General features: G+C 70.1%; 20 protein-coding genes, 1 tRNA gene and 1 pseudogene. 15 read left to right on the top strand and 7 right to left on the bottom strand.

Annotated elements, in window-relative coordinates; translation table 11 throughout:
• The 12 genes and pseudogenes from ACF08D_RS08415 (at position 1) to ACF08D_RS08470 (ending at position 10,863) form a co-directional block, all read left to right on the top strand.
• Positions 1-2,235 carry a hypothetical protein gene (locus ACF08D_RS08415; protein ID WP_392221786.1) on the top strand — a complete coding sequence of 745 codons (2,235 nt, stop codon included), beginning with the start codon at positions 1-3 and terminating at the stop codon, positions 2,233-2,235.
• A pseudogene (locus tag ACF08D_RS08420) lies at positions 2,235-3,325 on the top strand (DUF5047 domain-containing protein). The gene ACF08D_RS08415 and the pseudogene ACF08D_RS08420 overlap by 1 nt, the downstream one beginning before the upstream one ends.
• Entirely contained in the window at positions 3,322-4,050 is a 729-nt protein-coding gene (locus ACF08D_RS08425; protein ID WP_392221787.1) for a hypothetical protein, read from the top strand. The pseudogene ACF08D_RS08420 and the gene ACF08D_RS08425 overlap by 4 nt, the downstream one beginning before the upstream one ends.
• Entirely contained in the window at positions 4,050-4,652 is a 603-nt protein-coding gene (locus tag ACF08D_RS08430; RefSeq protein ID WP_392221788.1) for a hypothetical protein, read from the top strand. Before ACF08D_RS08425 ends, ACF08D_RS08430 begins: the two co-directional genes overlap by 1 nt.
• 13 nt (positions 4,653-4,665) lie before the next feature.
• Positions 4,666-6,084, top strand: coding sequence for a D-glucuronyl C5-epimerase family protein (locus ACF08D_RS08435; RefSeq protein WP_392221789.1), 1,419 nt, complete (start codon positions 4,666-4,668; stop codon positions 6,082-6,084).
• Positions 6,085-6,135: 51 nt separating this feature from the next.
• Positions 6,136-7,101: an N-acetylmuramoyl-L-alanine amidase gene (locus ACF08D_RS08440; RefSeq protein WP_392221790.1), complete on the top strand. Its 966-nt coding sequence runs from the start codon at positions 6,136-6,138 to the stop codon at positions 7,099-7,101.
• A 23-nt stretch (positions 7,102-7,124) separates the two neighbouring features.
• A complete protein-coding gene (locus tag ACF08D_RS08445; RefSeq protein WP_392221791.1) occupies positions 7,125-7,469 on the top strand; it encodes a hypothetical protein in 345 nt (114 codons plus the stop codon).
• A 427-nt stretch (positions 7,470-7,896) separates the two neighbouring features.
• Positions 7,897-8,250: a hypothetical protein gene (locus ACF08D_RS08450; RefSeq protein WP_392221792.1), complete on the top strand. Its 354-nt coding sequence runs from the start codon at positions 7,897-7,899 to the stop codon at positions 8,248-8,250.
• Positions 8,251-8,264: 14 nt separating this feature from the next.
• On the top strand, positions 8,265-8,399 hold the full coding sequence (locus tag ACF08D_RS08455; protein WP_392221793.1) for a hypothetical protein: 135 nt from the start codon (positions 8,265-8,267) through the stop codon (positions 8,397-8,399).
• A gap of 439 nt (positions 8,400-8,838) precedes the next feature.
• Entirely contained in the window at positions 8,839-9,423 is a 585-nt protein-coding gene (locus ACF08D_RS08460) for a DUF262 domain-containing protein (protein ID WP_392221794.1), read from the top strand.
• A 74-nt stretch (positions 9,424-9,497) separates the two neighbouring features.
• Entirely contained in the window at positions 9,498-10,517 is a 1,020-nt protein-coding gene (locus ACF08D_RS08465; RefSeq protein WP_392221795.1) for a hypothetical protein, read from the top strand.
• A gap of 121 nt (positions 10,518-10,638) precedes the next feature.
• The gene (locus ACF08D_RS08470; RefSeq protein ID WP_392221796.1) at positions 10,639-10,863 is read left to right on the top strand and encodes a hypothetical protein; all 225 of its coding nucleotides are present in this window, start codon (positions 10,639-10,641) and stop codon (positions 10,861-10,863) included.
• 331 nt (positions 10,864-11,194) lie between these two features.
• Here the strand turns inward: ACF08D_RS08470 and ACF08D_RS08475 are convergent, their stop codons facing one another.
• Positions 11,195-11,521, bottom strand: coding sequence for a DUF6233 domain-containing protein (locus tag ACF08D_RS08475; protein ID WP_392221797.1), 327 nt, complete (start codon positions 11,519-11,521; stop codon positions 11,195-11,197).
• Between the two features lie 88 nt (positions 11,522-11,609).
• Between ACF08D_RS08475 and ACF08D_RS08480 the strand changes: the two genes are divergently transcribed.
• A complete protein-coding gene (locus ACF08D_RS08480; protein ID WP_392221798.1) occupies positions 11,610-12,125 on the top strand; it encodes a hypothetical protein in 516 nt (171 codons plus the stop codon).
• 27 nt (positions 12,126-12,152) lie between these two features.
• Positions 12,153-12,869 carry a hypothetical protein gene (locus ACF08D_RS08485; protein ID WP_392221799.1) on the top strand — a complete coding sequence of 239 codons (717 nt, stop codon included), beginning with the start codon at positions 12,153-12,155 and terminating at the stop codon, positions 12,867-12,869.
• A 170-nt stretch (positions 12,870-13,039) separates the two neighbouring features.
• Here ACF08D_RS08485 and ACF08D_RS08490 read toward each other — a convergent pair whose 3' ends face one another.
• Genes ACF08D_RS08490 through ACF08D_RS08505 form a run of 4 tightly spaced genes read right to left on the bottom strand, consistent with a single transcriptional unit; the run spans position 13,040 to position 14,007 of the window.
• Positions 13,040-13,264 (bottom strand): hypothetical protein, encoded by a 225-nt coding sequence (locus ACF08D_RS08490; RefSeq protein WP_392221800.1) that lies wholly within the window; start codon positions 13,262-13,264, stop codon positions 13,040-13,042.
• 9 nt (positions 13,265-13,273) lie between these two features.
• A complete protein-coding gene (locus tag ACF08D_RS08495) occupies positions 13,274-13,438 on the bottom strand; it encodes a hypothetical protein (protein WP_392221801.1) in 165 nt (54 codons plus the stop codon).
• Positions 13,439-13,468: 30 nt separating this feature from the next.
• Positions 13,469-13,714, bottom strand: a complete 246-nt coding sequence (locus ACF08D_RS08500) for a hypothetical protein (protein ID WP_392221802.1) — start codon at positions 13,712-13,714, stop codon at positions 13,469-13,471.
• A 50-nt stretch (positions 13,715-13,764) separates the two neighbouring features.
• Positions 13,765-14,007, bottom strand: a complete 243-nt coding sequence (locus tag ACF08D_RS08505; protein WP_392221803.1) for a GntR family transcriptional regulator — start codon at positions 14,005-14,007, stop codon at positions 13,765-13,767.
• Positions 14,008-14,147: 140 nt separating this feature from the next.
• On the opposite strand from ACF08D_RS08505, the gene ACF08D_RS08510 reads away from it, so the two are divergent.
• Positions 14,148-14,363, top strand: a complete 216-nt coding sequence (locus ACF08D_RS08510) for a hypothetical protein (RefSeq protein WP_392221804.1) — start codon at positions 14,148-14,150, stop codon at positions 14,361-14,363.
• Between the two features lie 167 nt (positions 14,364-14,530).
• Here the strand turns inward: ACF08D_RS08510 and ACF08D_RS08515 are convergent, their stop codons facing one another.
• Both ACF08D_RS08515 and ACF08D_RS08520 read right to left on the bottom strand, forming a co-directional pair.
• Positions 14,531-14,761 (bottom strand): helix-turn-helix domain-containing protein, encoded by a 231-nt coding sequence (locus tag ACF08D_RS08515; RefSeq protein WP_392221805.1) that lies wholly within the window; start codon positions 14,759-14,761, stop codon positions 14,531-14,533.
• A 528-nt stretch (positions 14,762-15,289) separates the two neighbouring features.
• Positions 15,290-15,361: transfer RNA gene (locus tag ACF08D_RS08520), tRNA-Val, on the bottom strand.
• Positions 15,362-15,504 lie beyond the last annotated feature (143 nt).

A 15,504-nucleotide genomic window follows, 5' to 3' on the forward strand; every position in this document is an offset into this window, starting at 1 on the left:
GTGGCGATCCCCGGGAACATGCTCAGCCCGACGACAGAGTCGCTGGACCCGAGCCTGTCGGGCTGGACCCCGAAGCTCAACTGTGCGATCACACGCGGCACGGGTGGGCGGAACGGCGACGGCACGCTCCGGCTGACGTCTTCGGCCGCCGGCGAGATGCAGGCCCGCACCATCTGGTCGTACAACGTCACCCCGGGCGTGGAGTACCAGACCTTCGCGGACGCGGCCGGGACGGTGCCGGAGCGGATCGGGCTGCGCTGGCTGACGGCCGCAGGCGTGGAGATCAGCATCACGTGGTCGGTGACGACGTCGTCGGCGTCGGCGTCGTGGCACCGGATCAGCGTCTCCGACTACGCCCCCGCCACGGCGACGCGGGTCCAGGTCGTAGTCTCGTCGGTCACTCCGGCGGGTTCCGGGGTGCAGCATTCCTTCGAGAACATCTATCTCGGCTCTCCGATGCGCACTACCGGCAACTTGCTGTCGGCGGACGCGGAGGGCATGGACGCGCCGACCCTGGCCTGGCAGGTCGACGCCAACTGCTCCATCGCGCGGCAGACGCCGCCGGTGCAGTGGGGTGTCGACTGGTACTGGGCCGGCGGGCATGTCCTGGCGATGACGGTTACCGCGGGCGGGGACGCTTCGGTGCGCACGACCGCTCTGTCGCCGGCGACTCCGGGGCAGGAGTACATCGGGTACGCCTACCTCAACCCGCCGACGGCCGGGTCGACGACGTGGGTTGAGCTGCGGTTCTACACCGCCGCGTCGGCTCTGATCACCTCCGAGCGGGCGAACTTGTCGGCGCCCGGCACGGGCTACTACCGGCAGAAGGTCTCCCGGGTGGCCCCGTCGAACGCGGCCTATGTGCGGCTCGCTGCCGGGATTACGTCGGGCACTGCCGCCCAGGTGGTCCGCATCGACGGCGCGGTCATCATCCCCGCCGCCCCGCTGCGCGAGGGCTCGGTGGTCCCCTACGCGGACGCCTCCTTCGAGAAGGACGTGGCGGGCTGGACTGTGGTCAGCGGCGTGGCGACACTCGCGCGCCTGACCCCCTGGGGCACGGACGGTCTCGAGGGCTCCTACGCCATGACGGTGTCCTCCGCGACCGCCACCACCAGCGTGATCCGCTCGGCGAAGTTCCCGATCGGCTCGGCGGCGGCGGGGCTGGACTTCAGCGCGGAGATCGGAGCAAAGGTCGCGGCCGGCGGCTGGAACCTCACCCGTGGTATCCGCTGGTATTCCGCCACCAACGTTGACCTCGGCCTGACCGCCGGGACGTCAGGCGCTGTGCCCAGCCCGAACTGGTGGTACCTGTCGTCCCAGCACACGGCCCCGGCGGGGGCGACTCAGGCGGCCATCGAGTGGAGCCTGACCGCGACCGCCACCTCCTCGGTACTGCGCCTGGACCGGGCCGCCCTGTGGCAGTCCCTGCCGCTGGACGAGATCGAAGCCCACGACGACGCGGCTTACATCACCGTGACGTTCCGGGAGCTGACCGCGGGCGACACGGTCACCATGTGGCGGGTCTCCAGCGACGGCACCCGCACCCTGGTGCGCGGCGAGCGCGGGCTCATCGACGGCGACACCCTGGTCTCGGACGTCCTGGTCGTCGAGGACTACGAGGCGCCGCTGGGCGCCCCGGTGTCGTACTACGCCGAGACCAGGAACTCTTCCGGCGGGCTGGTCGCCACCCGGGCCAGCGACACCGTCACCCTCACGGTGGGCAGCGCGCAGTACGGGTGGCTGAAGGATCCGGGCAACCCGCAGCGGAACATGCTGGTGATGATCGCCCGCGCTCCGGACTGGGCCCGGCCTGTCGCGCAGGCCGAGTACCGGGTACGGGGCCGCCGCAACAGCATCGTGCTGTCCGACACCCGCGGCGGACTGGAGGGCGACCTCACCGTCTACACCCAGAGCGACGCCGAGCGGGAGCAGCTGCACTGGCTCCTCGACCCCGGCACCACCCTGCTGTGGCAGGCGGCCCCCGGGCACGGCGTGAGCGACATGTACGTGGCCGTCGGCCAGATCACCGAGGCCCGCGCCGGCGGGGCGGCGACCGATCCGTGGCGGACGTGGACGCTGCCCCTGCGGCAGGTCGACATGCCGGTCACTGTCGGCGTGGCCGGGTCCGCGGGCCGCACCTGGCAGGACCTGCTGAGCGAGCACGCCACCTGGGGCGACGTCCTGGCCGCCTACGGCTCGTGGGAGGACGTCCTGTTCAACCGGAGGAGCGACTGATGTACCCCGTCTCGGACCGGTTCCTCAAGGCGATCGTCGAGTCCCACAGCCCGGCCACCGAGGTCGTGCTGTTCCGTACCGACGGGCGGGTGGAGACGCTGCCGCATACCGGCGGCAGCGTCACGGTGGACCGCGGCAACGCGATCCGCCGCTCCTGCACGGTCACCCTTGACGACGTCACCTTGATCCCCCGTTCGGCCGCCGACCAGCTGTCCGTGTACGGGGCCCAGCTGCGGATCTCCCGCGGCATCGACTACGGCGGCGGCGACCGCGAGCTCGTCCCCCTCGGGGTGTTCCGGATCGACGAGGTGTCCGGCGACGTCGACGAAGGCCCGGTGACGATCTCGGGAAAAGCCTCGAGGCGGTAGTGGCCGACGACCGCTTCCGCGCCCCCTACCGGGCGTCCGGGACCGCGGTCGGCGCCATCACCGCCCTGATCCAGCGCAGCATCCCCGACGCCGCCGTCGTCGCCACCGCCATCGACGGGGCGATCGGCCCCAGGATCTTCGACATCGAAGGCGACCCCTGGGCTGCCGTCACCGAGCTCGCCGAGGCAATCGGCGCCGAGGTGTACGCCGACGCCGACGGGACGTTCGTCATCGCCGAGCTGCCCGACCCGCTCACCACGACCCCGGTGTGGACGATCTCCGCAGGGGAAGGCGGCGCCTACATCCAAGCCAACCGCGGCATGTCCGCCGACGGCGTCAAGAACGGCTGGCTCATCCGCGGCGAGAACAGCGAAGCGAACGTCGCGCCCGTCTCGGCCCTGGTCGTCGACAACGACCCGACCAGCCCCACCTACTGGGACGGCCCGTTCGGACGCCGCCCCGGGTTCTACTCCTCCGCCGCCATCATCAGCAGCGGCGCCGCGACCGCCGCCGGCACGCTTCGGCTGCGCGCCAGCATCGCCCCCAACGCCTCCGCCGACATCAGCCTCCTGCCGAACTCCGCCCTGGAGCCGGGCGATGTCCTGCGGGTGATCTATCCCGACGGCACCGCCGAGCTGCACCAAGCCCACGGCTTCTCCCTCGACCTGGGCATCGGCGGCCCGTTCGTCCTCCAGACGATCAGCGCCAAGGAGGGAACGTGAGACCGGAGACACTCGCTCTCGACCTGGTCGACGCGGTCCGCCAGCAGGCCGTGAACGCTTCCGTGTCCACGCCTGCGGTCCGCGGCGCCGACTGGCGCATGGCCACCGTCGCGACCATCGCCGCCGACGGCACGGTCACCACCAGCGACGGAATCCCGGTCCGCAGGATGGAGACCTACGTCAGCCCCATCGTCGGCGACCTGATCTACATCACGCAGTCGGGTGCCGGTGACTGGCTCGCCTGGGGCCGCAGCTCCACCGGCGGGGTCGCCATCGGCGAGACCGTCCCGGCACGCAAGCCCATCTCCACGTCACGTGCGTCGACGACCACGCTGGCAGCCGACCCGCACCTGACCGTCACCGCCTCGCCCGGCACATACAAGCTGGACGCCTTCCTGATGTACGACGCGGACGCGGCAGCCGACCTCAAGCTCGGCTGGATCGCCCCCGCCGGCACCACGGGCGCATGGTGGCCCGGCGCCGCCGACTCGGGCATGGCCGGCCTCGCCGCCTCCCCGCGCTGGGGCGCCGTGACCGACGTCGGCACCACGACCCTCCCGCTCGGGGCGATCGGCGCCGGCACGATCGTCGCCGCCCGGCCGGTCGGCACCGTCGTCATCACCACCGCCGGCACGTTCGCCCTGGCCTGGGCCCAGCAGGCGTCCTCCGCCACCCCCACGGTCCTCCGCGGCCAGTCCACGCTCGAGATGAGGAGGATCGCCTGATGGCTACGACGGACGACTACGGGCAGGGCGTGTCCATCGCCGCCCTCACCGACGCTCCGAACGCCGAGACCCTGGCGAGGAACATCGCCAACGCTGTGGTCGAGCGCAGCAACATGCGCTTCGCCTCGGCGTCGGCCCGCAACGCTGCGCTGGCCAGCCCCGTCGAGGGGATGGAGGCCTGGCTCCAGGACTCCAACACCAAGACCATCTACGACGGCACGGCCTGGAACGTCCAGTCCAAGCTGCTCCTCGACTGGACGGCGTTCGCGTCGATCGGGTCGTTCGCCGCCGGCGTCACCGCCGGCACCCCGGCGCCGCGTCTGCGGAAGATCTCCGAGTTCGGCACCGAGGTGTGGGAGATCGAAGGCCGCCTCAACCTGACCTCGCTCCCGGCTGCCACGACGACGACCGTGTTCACGTTCGGCGCGAGCTACCGGCCGGCGAACACCCGCGGCTTCATGACCTACAACTCCAGCCACCACGGCACCCGGATCACCATCCCCGCTACCGGCGTCATGACCGTGTCTGTGCCCACCGAGGCCGGGTCCGCCGTCAGCAGCGTCTGGCTCGACGGCATCCGCATCACCAACCCCGCCGCCTGACCCTGGAGACTCTATGAACCGCGCCGGATACCGGCTCGTCACTGACCTGCCCGACGCGATGCGCCCCTGGCGGGACCGGCCCGTGAAGTGGGAGAACGCCTCACCGACGACCGGCACGTACCGGCTGGACGCCGACGGCGTGTACCTGTACCACCCGGGCGGCGGCGCTGAGGGATTCGACCATCCGGTCGGACAGTCCCAGTTCGGCCTCGGCTGCATCGCCAGCTACCGCACCGAGACCGACCCGACCCGGCGCGCGCTGTTCCTGACGCGGGCACGGGCTCAGGCGGACCGGCTCATCGGTCAGCATGTCGAGGCACGCGGCGGCTGGTGGTACCGGTACCCGTTCGACTACGCCAACCCCGCGCATCCCGGCGTCGACTACGAGGCGCCCTGGTACTCGGGCATGGCGCAGGGCGAGGCCCTCAGCCTGTTCGTGCAGCTCGCCCAGGTCGAGGCGATCAGCCCCGCCGACCGCGACCGCTACCTCGAAGCCGCCGACGCGACGTTCGCCTCCCTGCAGGCTCTCGACGACGGCGACCCGTGGGCCGTCAACGTCGACGACGCGGGCTACCTGTGGATCCAGGAGTACCCGGGAGCGATACCCGGCGCCGGGGACTACACCTTCAACGGCATGATCTTCGCGATGTTCGGGCTGTGGGACTACCACGCCGCGACCGGCAGCACCCCGGCGGCCGAGCTGTACGACGCGTGCGCGACGACGATCGCCGCGGCCTTCCCCCGGCTGCGGAACGTGCGCTGGCACTCGTACTACTGCGGCACCCACCGCGTCCCGGCCCCGACGTACCACCAGCACCACATCAACCAGTTCCGGCAACTCCACTGGCAGACCGGGTCGCCGGACTTCGCCGACATGACCGACCGGCTCGTCGACGACTACCCGGCCCCGGGTGTCGCCGGCACGATCGCGTTCGAAGGTGGCCAGCACACCCTGTACCGGTTCGACACCGCGGCGTCCGGGGCCTGGACGGCGAGTACAGGGGACTTCGAACTGGCGCGACAGACGGTTACGTTCTCCCGGGACACGTCCGCACCCGCGTCGATGCGGCGCCGGATCCAGGGCCGGGGAATCTACTACCGGATCAGCGACGGGGCCTACACCGGCTGGTGGGTCGGCGAGTCCTGGTCCACCGCCTACCTGCGCGGCGTGCACCTGACGACCATCTACCGGCCCCCGCGCACCCTGACCTTCCCTGGCGGCAACGTCCCGATCGCCACGTACCGGGTCACCGACGACGGCACCGTGACCAGCATCAAGACCGTCGCCTTCCCTTCGCCGTCGAATGCGCCCACCGACCGCCGCGCCGTCGTCAACGGCCGAGCCATGTTCCAGATCACCGCAGGCGGACTCACCGGCTACTGGGCGCCCGCCTCCGCCGTCACCATCGACTCCGCACCCGCCGTGGGCTGAGCCGGTCCCAAGCGCCCCAGCAGGCGCCCCTTCCCATCCCCTGGAGGGCCCATGGCCTGGTATCCGCACGCCACCAAGATGGAGCTGCAACCCGAGTCGGACAGTCAGGCGGCGATCCGCCCGACACAGTTCATCCTGCACAGCATCGCTGCTCCGTGGACCGCGCGCCGCGTGTACGAATTCTGGAGGGACAGCACCAACCTCGAGTCTCATTTCGGGCTCGGCTTCCGGGGGGACCTCGCTCAGTTCATTGGCACAGAGACCCGCGCCGACGCCAATGCTGGCGCCAACCGGCGGGCCGACGGCACGGGCGCGGTGTCCATCGAAACCGCCTCCAACCTGGAGCACACCGACCCGTGGACGGACGAGCAGCTCGAGGAGCTCATCCGCCTCGGCGTGTGGCTCCACCAGGCCCACGGGGTCCCGCTGCGGACCTGCCGCAGCCATGACGACCCCGGCTACGGCTACCACGGCATGTTCCCCCAGTGGTCGGTCGGCGGCACTGCCTGCCCCGGCGCCGCGCGCATCCGGCAGTTCAAGGCCCTGGTGTTCCCCCAGATCGTCGCCCGCGCCACGAATACGCCCACCCCCGAGCCGCCGCCCCCCACGCCGGTCGAGGAACCCGAGGAGGAGAGCGCCATGCCGCAGCTGCTCAACGAGGCCAACTCTGTCGATGTACCCGTCGGCAAGGACTGGCTTCCCCTGGCGTTCACCGACGCGGTCCTGCACACGGGCCCGCGCCGGCACACGACGCTGGTGCACCTGCTGTTCGAGGACGACGTACCCGACGGCACGCTCATCGAGGGCCGCTTCTACCTCACCGACACGGCCGGCAAGCAGCCGTCCGCGTACCTGCCCACCCGCAAGGCGGGCGGTGGCGGCCACCAGTACACGTGCGCCACTGAAGTGCCCACCGACAAGCACCTCCGGTTCGAGGTGCGCGCCCTCACCCCTGACGGCTCGCAGGTGAAGTTGCTTCACCGCGTCGCCTCCGGCCTGTACTGGGCCGCCGAGTAACCCCTCCCAGAGAAGAGAGCACCATGAAGATCTTCGGCCGTGAACCGGCTCTCCTCATCGCCGCGATCAGCGCTGGCCTGTCGCTCATCGTGTCCTTCAACTTCGGCCTGTCCGCCGAGCAGGCCGGCGCGATCGTCGCCGTCGTCAGCGCCGTGTTCGCAGCGGCCACCGCTGCCGTCACCCGGCCGATCGCGCCCAGCGCGTTCACCGGTCTCGTCGCCGCCGGTGTCGCGCTCCTCGCCGCCTACGGACTCGAAGTCGGAGCCGAGACGGTCGGCGCCCTCAACGCCGTCGTCCTCGCCGTCCTCGGGCTCATCACCCGCGGCCAGGTGTCGCCGAGCGCCGACCGCCGCCTGACTGGGGTGTAGGTGCAGTGCAGTCTGCTGCAGCGGCTGAAGCGTCAGCTAGGCCGCCGCGGCGCGATCCTCTCCTGCTACGGACTCGTGTGGGTCCTCTACGGCTCCGCCCAGATCGTGTCGCCGCCGCCTGACCAGCGCGGCCTCGGTCTCCTTGACTTCATGCCGCTGACCATATGGGGATGGTGCTGGATCACCACCGGTCTCGTGGCGCTCGTATCTGCGTGGGCTCCGCCGGGCCGCGACGCTGCCGCCTTCCTGCTGCTGCCACTGCCCGTGGTGCCGTGGATGGGCTCCTACCTCATCACCTGGATCCTCGGGGACTTCCCGCGCGGCTGGGTAGCGGCAGCAGTATGGGCGGTGATCACCGCCCCGGTGCTAGTGGTCGCGGGATGGCAAGAGCCGCCCCGCCGTAAGAGAGTGGGCCCTCCCCGTGAGCATGAGTCCTGAAGCATGGGCACAGATAGGCGTCACCGTAGCGACCGCTGGCGCCGGCGTGTGGGCTGCTCGATCCGCCCGACGGACACCCAAGCAGGAACGCCGCGACGACTTCCTGGCTGTCACCGAGCAGCAGGGGAAGGCGATCGAGCGCCTTGAGCGTCGTGTGGAACTGCGAGAGGCGGAGGCGGAGAGGCAGCGGGAGCGGATCTCCGCCCAGGATGAGGCCATCGGCTGGCTCCTGGGGAGACTTCGTCAGCTCGGCACGTACATCCGCAGCACTGGCCTCGAGCCTCCGCCGCCAGAGCCCATGTCGGATCGGGCGCGCCAGTACATCCATCACATCGACGCGTGAGAACTGGAGTGCGGATGACGGACATTCCCACGGAGCGGCCCGCCGCCCGGCGGCTCGACCCCGGCGCCGCCGACGTCGACGCGCAGGTCGACCTCGGATGGCGCGAGCCCGACCCCGAACCGCCGGAGCCCGGGTTGGCGAGCGAGTAGTAGAGCCCCCACCGCCACGGGCGGTGGGGGCCTTCTTCATGTCCGCGGAAGCGTCAACTACCCGCGATAACATGCAATATCGCGGGTGTTATTTGGGGTGATTGTCCGACTCTCCGTCAGGACCGAGCGCCCCCCGTGGATCACCTTCTGCAGCTCGCTCGCGCCGCTTCTTCTTCACCCAGTCGTGCATCGCTTCGATGAGCGCGTCGGAAGGCGAGCGCTCCACGGACCTGGCGAGCGCCTCGAACTCGTCACGCAGCGGCTTGGGTGGTCGGAAGCCCATGACCTTGGTCTGCCCTGTGGCTGGTCGGCCCATCGTTCCCCCTCGGTAAGTGTTTAACAGAATCTAGCATCCATCTGCATTGATGGGTTGACAAGGGGTTCGGTGCGCGGGATTCTTGTTAAACAGAAACTCACCGCCACGAGCAAGGAAGCGGAAATGACGCGACAGACTCTCGAACCGTTCGACCACATCAGCTTGAACCCGTCGTTCCAGTCGGCCCTCTGGCTCGCGCGACGCGTGAAGGACGGCGAGATCCTCATCGACCCGCCGTACCAGCGCGGTCGCGTCTGGGGGGAGGACCAGCGCATCGCCCTCGTCCAGACCTGGCTGCGCGGCCTGCCCGCTGGCGTCGTCATCCTCGCGGACCGAGGCAACGGGGCCTGGACGGGCGAGGACCCGTGGCAGACCGGGCAGGGCATGTGGGCGGTCGTCGACGGCAAGCAGCGTCTCACCACCGCCGTCATGTGGTTCGCTAGCGAGTTCGCCATCCCAGCGTCGTGGCTCCCCGAGGACCACGTCGAGACGACCGAGGCCACCGCTGACGGACCGTATGTCCGGCACAACGGCCTGACCCCCAAGGGGCAGCGCTTCATGGAGCGGTACTGCTCGCTCCTCGTGGCCGAGACGAAGGATTGCGCGACGGAGGCGGACGAGGCGGCCTTCTACCTCCTCGTCAACGGCGGCGGGACCCCGCAAACCGACGCCGACATCGCGAACGCCCGGCGCGTGGCCGACGCGTGAGTGAGAGAAGCACGATGCCCCGGCTGAGGAAAGCAGTCGGGGCATCGCCCGTACCGTACCCGATCGGAGAGACCGTGACCGACCTCGTCCCGCACCGGCTGGACGCCACCCCCGCCGTCTACGACGCTGCGACGCTCGCCGTCCTCGCCGCCATGGAAGAGGCGGCCGAGAAGCACCTCGACGCCATCCGCCCCCACAACACCAAGCGCGGCTACGCCAACGACTGGACACTCTGGGAAGAATTCCACGGCTGGCTCACCGAACGCACCGGCCAGCCGCTGCCGGTGACCGCCGTCACCAAAGGCACCCTCGTCGGCTTCGTCGTCTGGCTCGACACCATCAAGCTCGCCGCACCCAACAGCATCGACCGCAGGATCACCGGCGTCACCGTCACCGCCCGGAACGAACACGGCGTCGAAGTACCCAAGGCCGCCACCGTCGCCGCCCGTCAAGCCCTCAAGCCCCTGAAGAACGACCCCGAACGCATGGCACGCGGCCGGGGCAAGGCCGCCGCCGTCACCCCCGCCCAGCTCCAGCAGATGGGCGCCGCCATCCCGGCCGGGCTCGCCGGCCTCCGCGACCGCGCCCTCTGGCTCCTCGCCTTCGGTATCGCCGGACGCTCCGCCGAAGTCGCCTCCCTCCGCGCCGACGGCATCGTCCACGTCAGCAAGGGGCTTGAGGTCCACGTGCCCGCCGTGAAGGGTCGACCGCCCCGCGACGTCGTCGTCCACTCCGGCAAGAACCCGGACACCTGTCCCGTCCGCGCCTGGCTCACCTGGCGCTCCGCGTCCGGCATCACCAGCGGACCCGCGTTCGTGGCCATCGACGTCTGGGGCAACCTCGGCACCGGGCACCTGTCACCAGAAGCCGTCCGCGAGATCATCGCCCGCAACGCCGAACGCGCCGGGCTGTCCGTCCGACTCACCGGCCACAGCATGCGAGCCGGGTTCATCACCACTAGCCGCGTCGCCGGGAAACGCGAAGAGAAGATCCGCGCCCAGTCCGGCCACGCCGAGAACAGCCCCGCCTTCTGGGGCTACATCCGCGAAGCCGACAAGTGGACCGACGCCGCCAGCGAGGACATCGGGCTGTAGCCAGTAACAAGACGTTATGCGCTGGTCGCCCGCCTGCGAGCTACTAGATCTGCACGAGCTGGTAGATCACTGGTAGTTCGCGGCGCCTGCCACACTGAGGACACACCCCGAGGAGGCTGTCGTGAGTGTCATCGTCTCTACTGCGCGCGCGTACTGGCGGTTCAACGAGCGCCTGTGGCAGCAGCTCCGCCGTTTCGCCATCCCGATACTTGCGGTCCTCGGGGTAGCGTCGCTTGCGCTTTGGGGTGCGGGGCTGGTGACGGGGAACGCCGCCTTGCTCTGGGCGCCCGCCTACTTCGCTTGGGCCCTGGCTGTCGGGCACATGGTCTCCCGCTTGCCGCGCTAGCTCGCCACGACGCAAGAACGCCCCCGCAGCCGACCAGCTGCGGGGGCGTTGTCGTGTGGGGTCAGCCCCAGATGCTGTCGCGTCGCATGTCGCCTCCTCGATGCGGGTGCGGCCACAGTAGGCGGAACCCGGGCCGGTTGTCAGCCCTCCGTGCCACACTGGGAGTAGCGGCTGAACCGTCCACGGTTGGTGGTGTAGGCAGCTTCCGTTCGGCGTGCGGTGGCCCTGGCCTCCGAGTGCACCTCGCCGAACCTGCCGGCTGACCCGGTCCCCATTGCCCGGTGTAGGTCAGCGATCAAGGCCCCTCCCACGTCGGGAGGGGCTTCTGCGTTCAGTCCAGCATCCCGAGCTCGCAGTCCGGCCGGCAGATGGCGCACGCTTCGACGCCTTCGACGATGGCTCGCCGCGCATCGTGCTCGTCGCAGCCGACGCCCTTCTTGGCCAGCGCGCAGTCGCCGAGGTGGACCTTGACGGGGGTGCGTTCGGCGGTGAGGCCGCGCTGAATCCGGTACGGCGGCGGAGGCGGCGGCGCGGTCCGGGCCTGGATCTGCTGCCGCCGCTGCTCGGCTTCGATCCAGCGGCGCGTCTGGTCGAGCTGCTGAAGCTGGACGCGCTCGAGGAACCGGAGCAGGTCGAGACGGGACGGATTATCGGACACAAGTTCGAGTCTATGTTCTCGGGCCAACCCTCTTGCGACTTGTACTCATCGTGAGTCATAGTGGGGGTACGCCACCGAGGGGGACCCGATGAACACCACCACCGCCGCACTCCAGGCCCAGGTCACCGTCATCACCATCCGCACCTGGTGCCGCCGCGGCGTCATCGCCGCCACAAAGACCGCCGGCCGGTGGGTCATCAACTCCGCCTCACTCGCCCGCCGCATCGCCATCGGCGCGATGCGCACCAGGAAGGCCACCGCCATGACCGACTACACCGCCCAGGCCGCCGAAGCCCGCGACCTCGTTGCCCGCCTCACCCCGCAGCGCGGATGCGCCCCGGCCTGGCGCGAGGGCGCAATGCGCGACCGCGGCAGCGGCACCTGCGCCGCCCGCACCGCGGCCCGCGAGGCCGACCGCGTCTTCAGCTTCACCACGAAAGTCCTCGACCCCACCACCAGCGACGACGACCGTGCCCACGCCCACGAGCAGCTCAACCTGTTCACCTCCGGCCGCACCCGCACCGACGCCGCCCAGGGCTACGTCTACGCCGCCGAACGTCTGGAATACGCCCGCTACCTGGCCGCCCGCATCCGTCAGCCCTGACCGCACCCACACACGGAGGACCTGTCGATGACCACCGTCAGCCTGAGCCTGCGCGCCCCCGACCCCGACGGAGACGACGACCTCGTCTACGAGGACGTCGACCTCGACGCCCTCACCCCGCGCGCCCGCGCCCTGGCCGAGGCCGTCGCCCAGAGCGTGCTGCGCACCCGCACCGACGTGCTGATGGAGTCCGACTCCGGTGAGCTGATGTCGTGGCGCGGCTGGTCGACCTACCCCCACGACGCCACCCGGTCCGCCGTCGCCTACCTCGAAGGCGAGGCCCGGAAGATCCCCGTCGGCTGGCACGTCTACGGCCGCAGCGTCGACCGGCCGGTGCCCTCGCGTGCGGCAGCCGCCGCGGACCGGTACCTGACCCGCGACGCCGCCATCAGGGCGCTCGGGCTCACGCCGCACGGGTGGGACACCCTGCGGCGCGCCAAGCACCTGCCGGCGCCGGACCGGTACGTACAGGGCCAGCCCGAGTGGCTGGAGGACACCATCGACGCCTACCGCACCCGTGAGCGGGAGCTGTGGCCGATCAGCCGGATCGCCGAGTACCTGGGGTACTCCGGCACCCCGGCCACCGCGAGGGCCAGCGCGCGCCGGCAGATGGGCTTGTGGGCGCTACCCTGCGAGGGCCGGGCCCCGGGGCGGGGCGGAGAGTCCCTCTACGCGGCGGACCAGGTGCAGGCGGCACACGCCGCCCGGCCGGGCCAGGGCGCCCGGACCGACCTTTCCCGATAGCCCCCCGCCGGGCGCCCGCGCCCGCTATAGTGAGATCGGCCCCGCCCCGGCGGGGGTGATCCCGTTTGCATGAGTAGGGATCCGTTGGCCCCGCCCCGGCGGGGATGATCCGGTTTAGATGAGCACGGATCTCTTGGGCCCCGCGCTAGCGGGGATCACGGCCCGCCCCCTCACGGGGCGGGCCGCTCGTCATGCTGCAGGTTCCGGCTCCGGGTGCCGAACCCGCTCTTCAGCTCCGTCTCGACGGCGAGCCGCTCCTGCCCGGTCGCCTCCGCGTGGGCGACGACCGCCCGCTGCACCGCCAGAGCCGTCTCCACGGTCAGCGCCCCGGCCTGGATCTCCGCCCACGCGCGCTCTTCAAGCTGGATCAGCTCGTCGCTCAGTTCGATTGCCACGGCCGGATCCTACGCCGCGAGCTGCTGCTCGCCGCGCTCGGCACGGGCCGCCTCCGCCCACTCCACCAGCAGCCGCTCGTAGCGGTCACGGTCCAGCGGCTGCTCCGCGCCCGCCGGCCACAAGGCGCGGATCTCGGCGTTCAGCTCGTCCGCGGTACGCCCCACCCCAGTCATGCCCACAGGGTACGGCGCCGGTCTGACGGATCACCGATCCTTGTACATCTCTCCACTCAGGATATCCCGCGCCATCTCCGCGATCATGTCACGCCGCGATACGTCACCCATCGTCGGTGCGGGATAGCCAGCGGGCAGCCCTCGCTCCACCGCGTCCACGATGTCATCGACCCTGAAGGTGATATCGGTGTCGGCTGCGATGTGAGCAACGCCCTCAACTGCACGCTCCGTGCGGGCGATTAGGTCGCTAGCGAGGGACTGATAGTTAACCGTCACGAGCAGAGGGTAGCCGAACCGAGGGCTTAAGGCGCACGGTAGGGCGCGGGCTAGCTGACCGGTCGGTCGGCGACGAAGGTACCCAGCCCGACCTCCGTCCGGACGGCACCTTCCCGCTTGAGGTGCGCCATTACCTTCTGCGCGGTGGCCGCGGCGACTCCGAACTCGGTCGACAGCTCGACCACGGAGGGGACCCTGCTGCCGACGGGGTATGTGCCGTCCTCGATGCGCTGCTCGATCACCGTGGCGATCTGCCGCCAGAGGGCCCGCGTCCGGTCAAGATCCTTGCTCATGTGGTTGACGCTAGGTAACTGCGGTACACCACGCGACCGCAGTAAAGTGCGGTCTACTGCGGTATACCACCAGCAGCAAGGACCCCCGCGGCCGGCGGCACCGACCCGGGGGCGTGGCCACCAGCTGGAGGGCTGACGGCATGGACGAGGCTACCGACGCCACGGCAGGCACGGCAGAGGGCGAGCGCGAGATCCCGCCGCCCGAGGAGCTGACACACGGCCAGTACGCGGGCACGCACTGCGTCTGGTGCGGGGCGCCGATCTGGGAGGGCGGCCGGTACGTCGGCGTGACCCGCGGCCAGTACGGAGCCTGCGACCTCGACGCGCCCGTATACGCCGGCCCCTGCTGCCTCTAAGGCTCCGCCCGCCGGTTCGGCGGACCCGGCGGGCGGATACCGAGCGTCACCGTTTCACACGGGGCGCTCACGATTTACACGACAACTATTGCATCGCGCACTTTCGTAGCGTGGAATATGCGCCACGATAATGTCAGGTCCGTTCGCGGGGCACACGCCTGAGCGGGCTACGGCAGAAGGTCATGGATCGACACGCCCACAGCGCGGGCGATGAGCAGGAGGTGGCTGATCTTGGCGTCGTTAGCGCCTGACTCGATGCGCTGGATCGTCCGGCGCCCGATGCCCGTCCTCTCTTCCAGCTCCTCTTGGGTGAGGTCGGCATGCATGCGGGCGGTCTGTACGCGGCGCCCGAGTTCCCGGCGGGACTGCAAGACCCACTCGGGTTGATCAGCGGACACCCGTTAACGCTGCTGCTCCCATGATCCTTTGTCAGCGCCAACCCTGGCGCATTTTGTGATCATGTACTACGACCTGGAACCATGCAGCCGAGACCACCGGAAGAGACAGCTCCATATGGGCAGCCGGACGGCCTTACACCCGCCGCCCGGCCGGGTGTAGCGTGCGCAATTCGAACACCCGTTCACCCCTTCGGGTGACTCAGCGGTTGATCCTGCATCCATCCGGCAAGGAGAAGGGTCTAACCCCCCAAGACGTGTCGGCGGGCGCTCACTTGCGGCCCCAGGTCAGCGCGCCGCCGGCACAAGGCGACCCCCCTCCGGTTCGTGGAGGGGGGTCGCCGCTCTATACGCGCCCAGCCTGGGCCTTCGCTCATGATCCCTTGGGGGATTTTTAGGAGGCGCGCTCGCGTAGTGAGACTGTTTGAGACAGTAGCCGGACCGTAGTTGACGCGTAGTCAAACTGCGAAGGCCCAGGCCGAGCAATGCTCTGACCTGGGCCTTCTCCGACCAGATGCCTGGTCAAAAGCGTGGGCGCGGACGGTTTCGAACCGCCGACATCTGCTTTGTAAGAGCAGCGCTCTACCCCTGAGCTACGCACCCGTGGAGTGAGTGAACAGCGTACATGGACCTCCGGTGGATCCTGCAAACGTGGGCCTGCCGGGGGTCCGGGGCTGGGGGTAGCCCTACCTCGGGGCGGGTGGGTGGCCGGATCGTGGGGAGCGCTTCGGACACGTAGCGTGAGG

The organism is Streptomyces sp. NPDC015131, from assembly GCF_043079975.1.
GTDB lineage: Bacteria > Actinomycetota > Actinomycetes > Streptomycetales > Streptomycetaceae > Streptomyces.

Coding starts and splice junctions, on each gene's coding strand:
- ACF08D_RS08430 (WP_392221788.1), top strand. CDS start 4,050: ATGGCTACGACGGACGACTACGGGCAGGGCGTGTCCATCGCCGCCCTC.
- ACF08D_RS08435 (WP_392221789.1), top strand. CDS start 4,666: ATGAACCGCGCCGGATACCGGCTCGTCACTGACCTGCCCGACGCGATG.
- ACF08D_RS08440 (WP_392221790.1), top strand. CDS start 6,136: ATGGCCTGGTATCCGCACGCCACCAAGATGGAGCTGCAACCCGAGTCG.
- ACF08D_RS08445 (WP_392221791.1), top strand. CDS start 7,125: ATGAAGATCTTCGGCCGTGAACCGGCTCTCCTCATCGCCGCGATCAGC.
- ACF08D_RS08450 (WP_392221792.1), top strand. CDS start 7,897: ATGAGTCCTGAAGCATGGGCACAGATAGGCGTCACCGTAGCGACCGCT.
- ACF08D_RS08455 (WP_392221793.1), top strand. CDS start 8,265: ATGACGGACATTCCCACGGAGCGGCCCGCCGCCCGGCGGCTCGACCCC.
- ACF08D_RS08460 (WP_392221794.1), top strand. CDS start 8,839: ATGACGCGACAGACTCTCGAACCGTTCGACCACATCAGCTTGAACCCG.
- ACF08D_RS08480 (WP_392221798.1), top strand. CDS start 11,610: ATGAACACCACCACCGCCGCACTCCAGGCCCAGGTCACCGTCATCACC.
- ACF08D_RS08485 (WP_392221799.1), top strand. CDS start 12,153: ATGACCACCGTCAGCCTGAGCCTGCGCGCCCCCGACCCCGACGGAGAC.
- ACF08D_RS08495 (WP_392221801.1), bottom strand. CDS start 13,438: ATGACTGGGGTGGGGCGTACCGCGGACGAGCTGAACGCCGAGATCCGC.
- ACF08D_RS08505 (WP_392221803.1), bottom strand. CDS start 14,007: ATGAGCAAGGATCTTGACCGGACGCGGGCCCTCTGGCGGCAGATCGCC.
- ACF08D_RS08510 (WP_392221804.1), top strand. CDS start 14,148: ATGGACGAGGCTACCGACGCCACGGCAGGCACGGCAGAGGGCGAGCGC.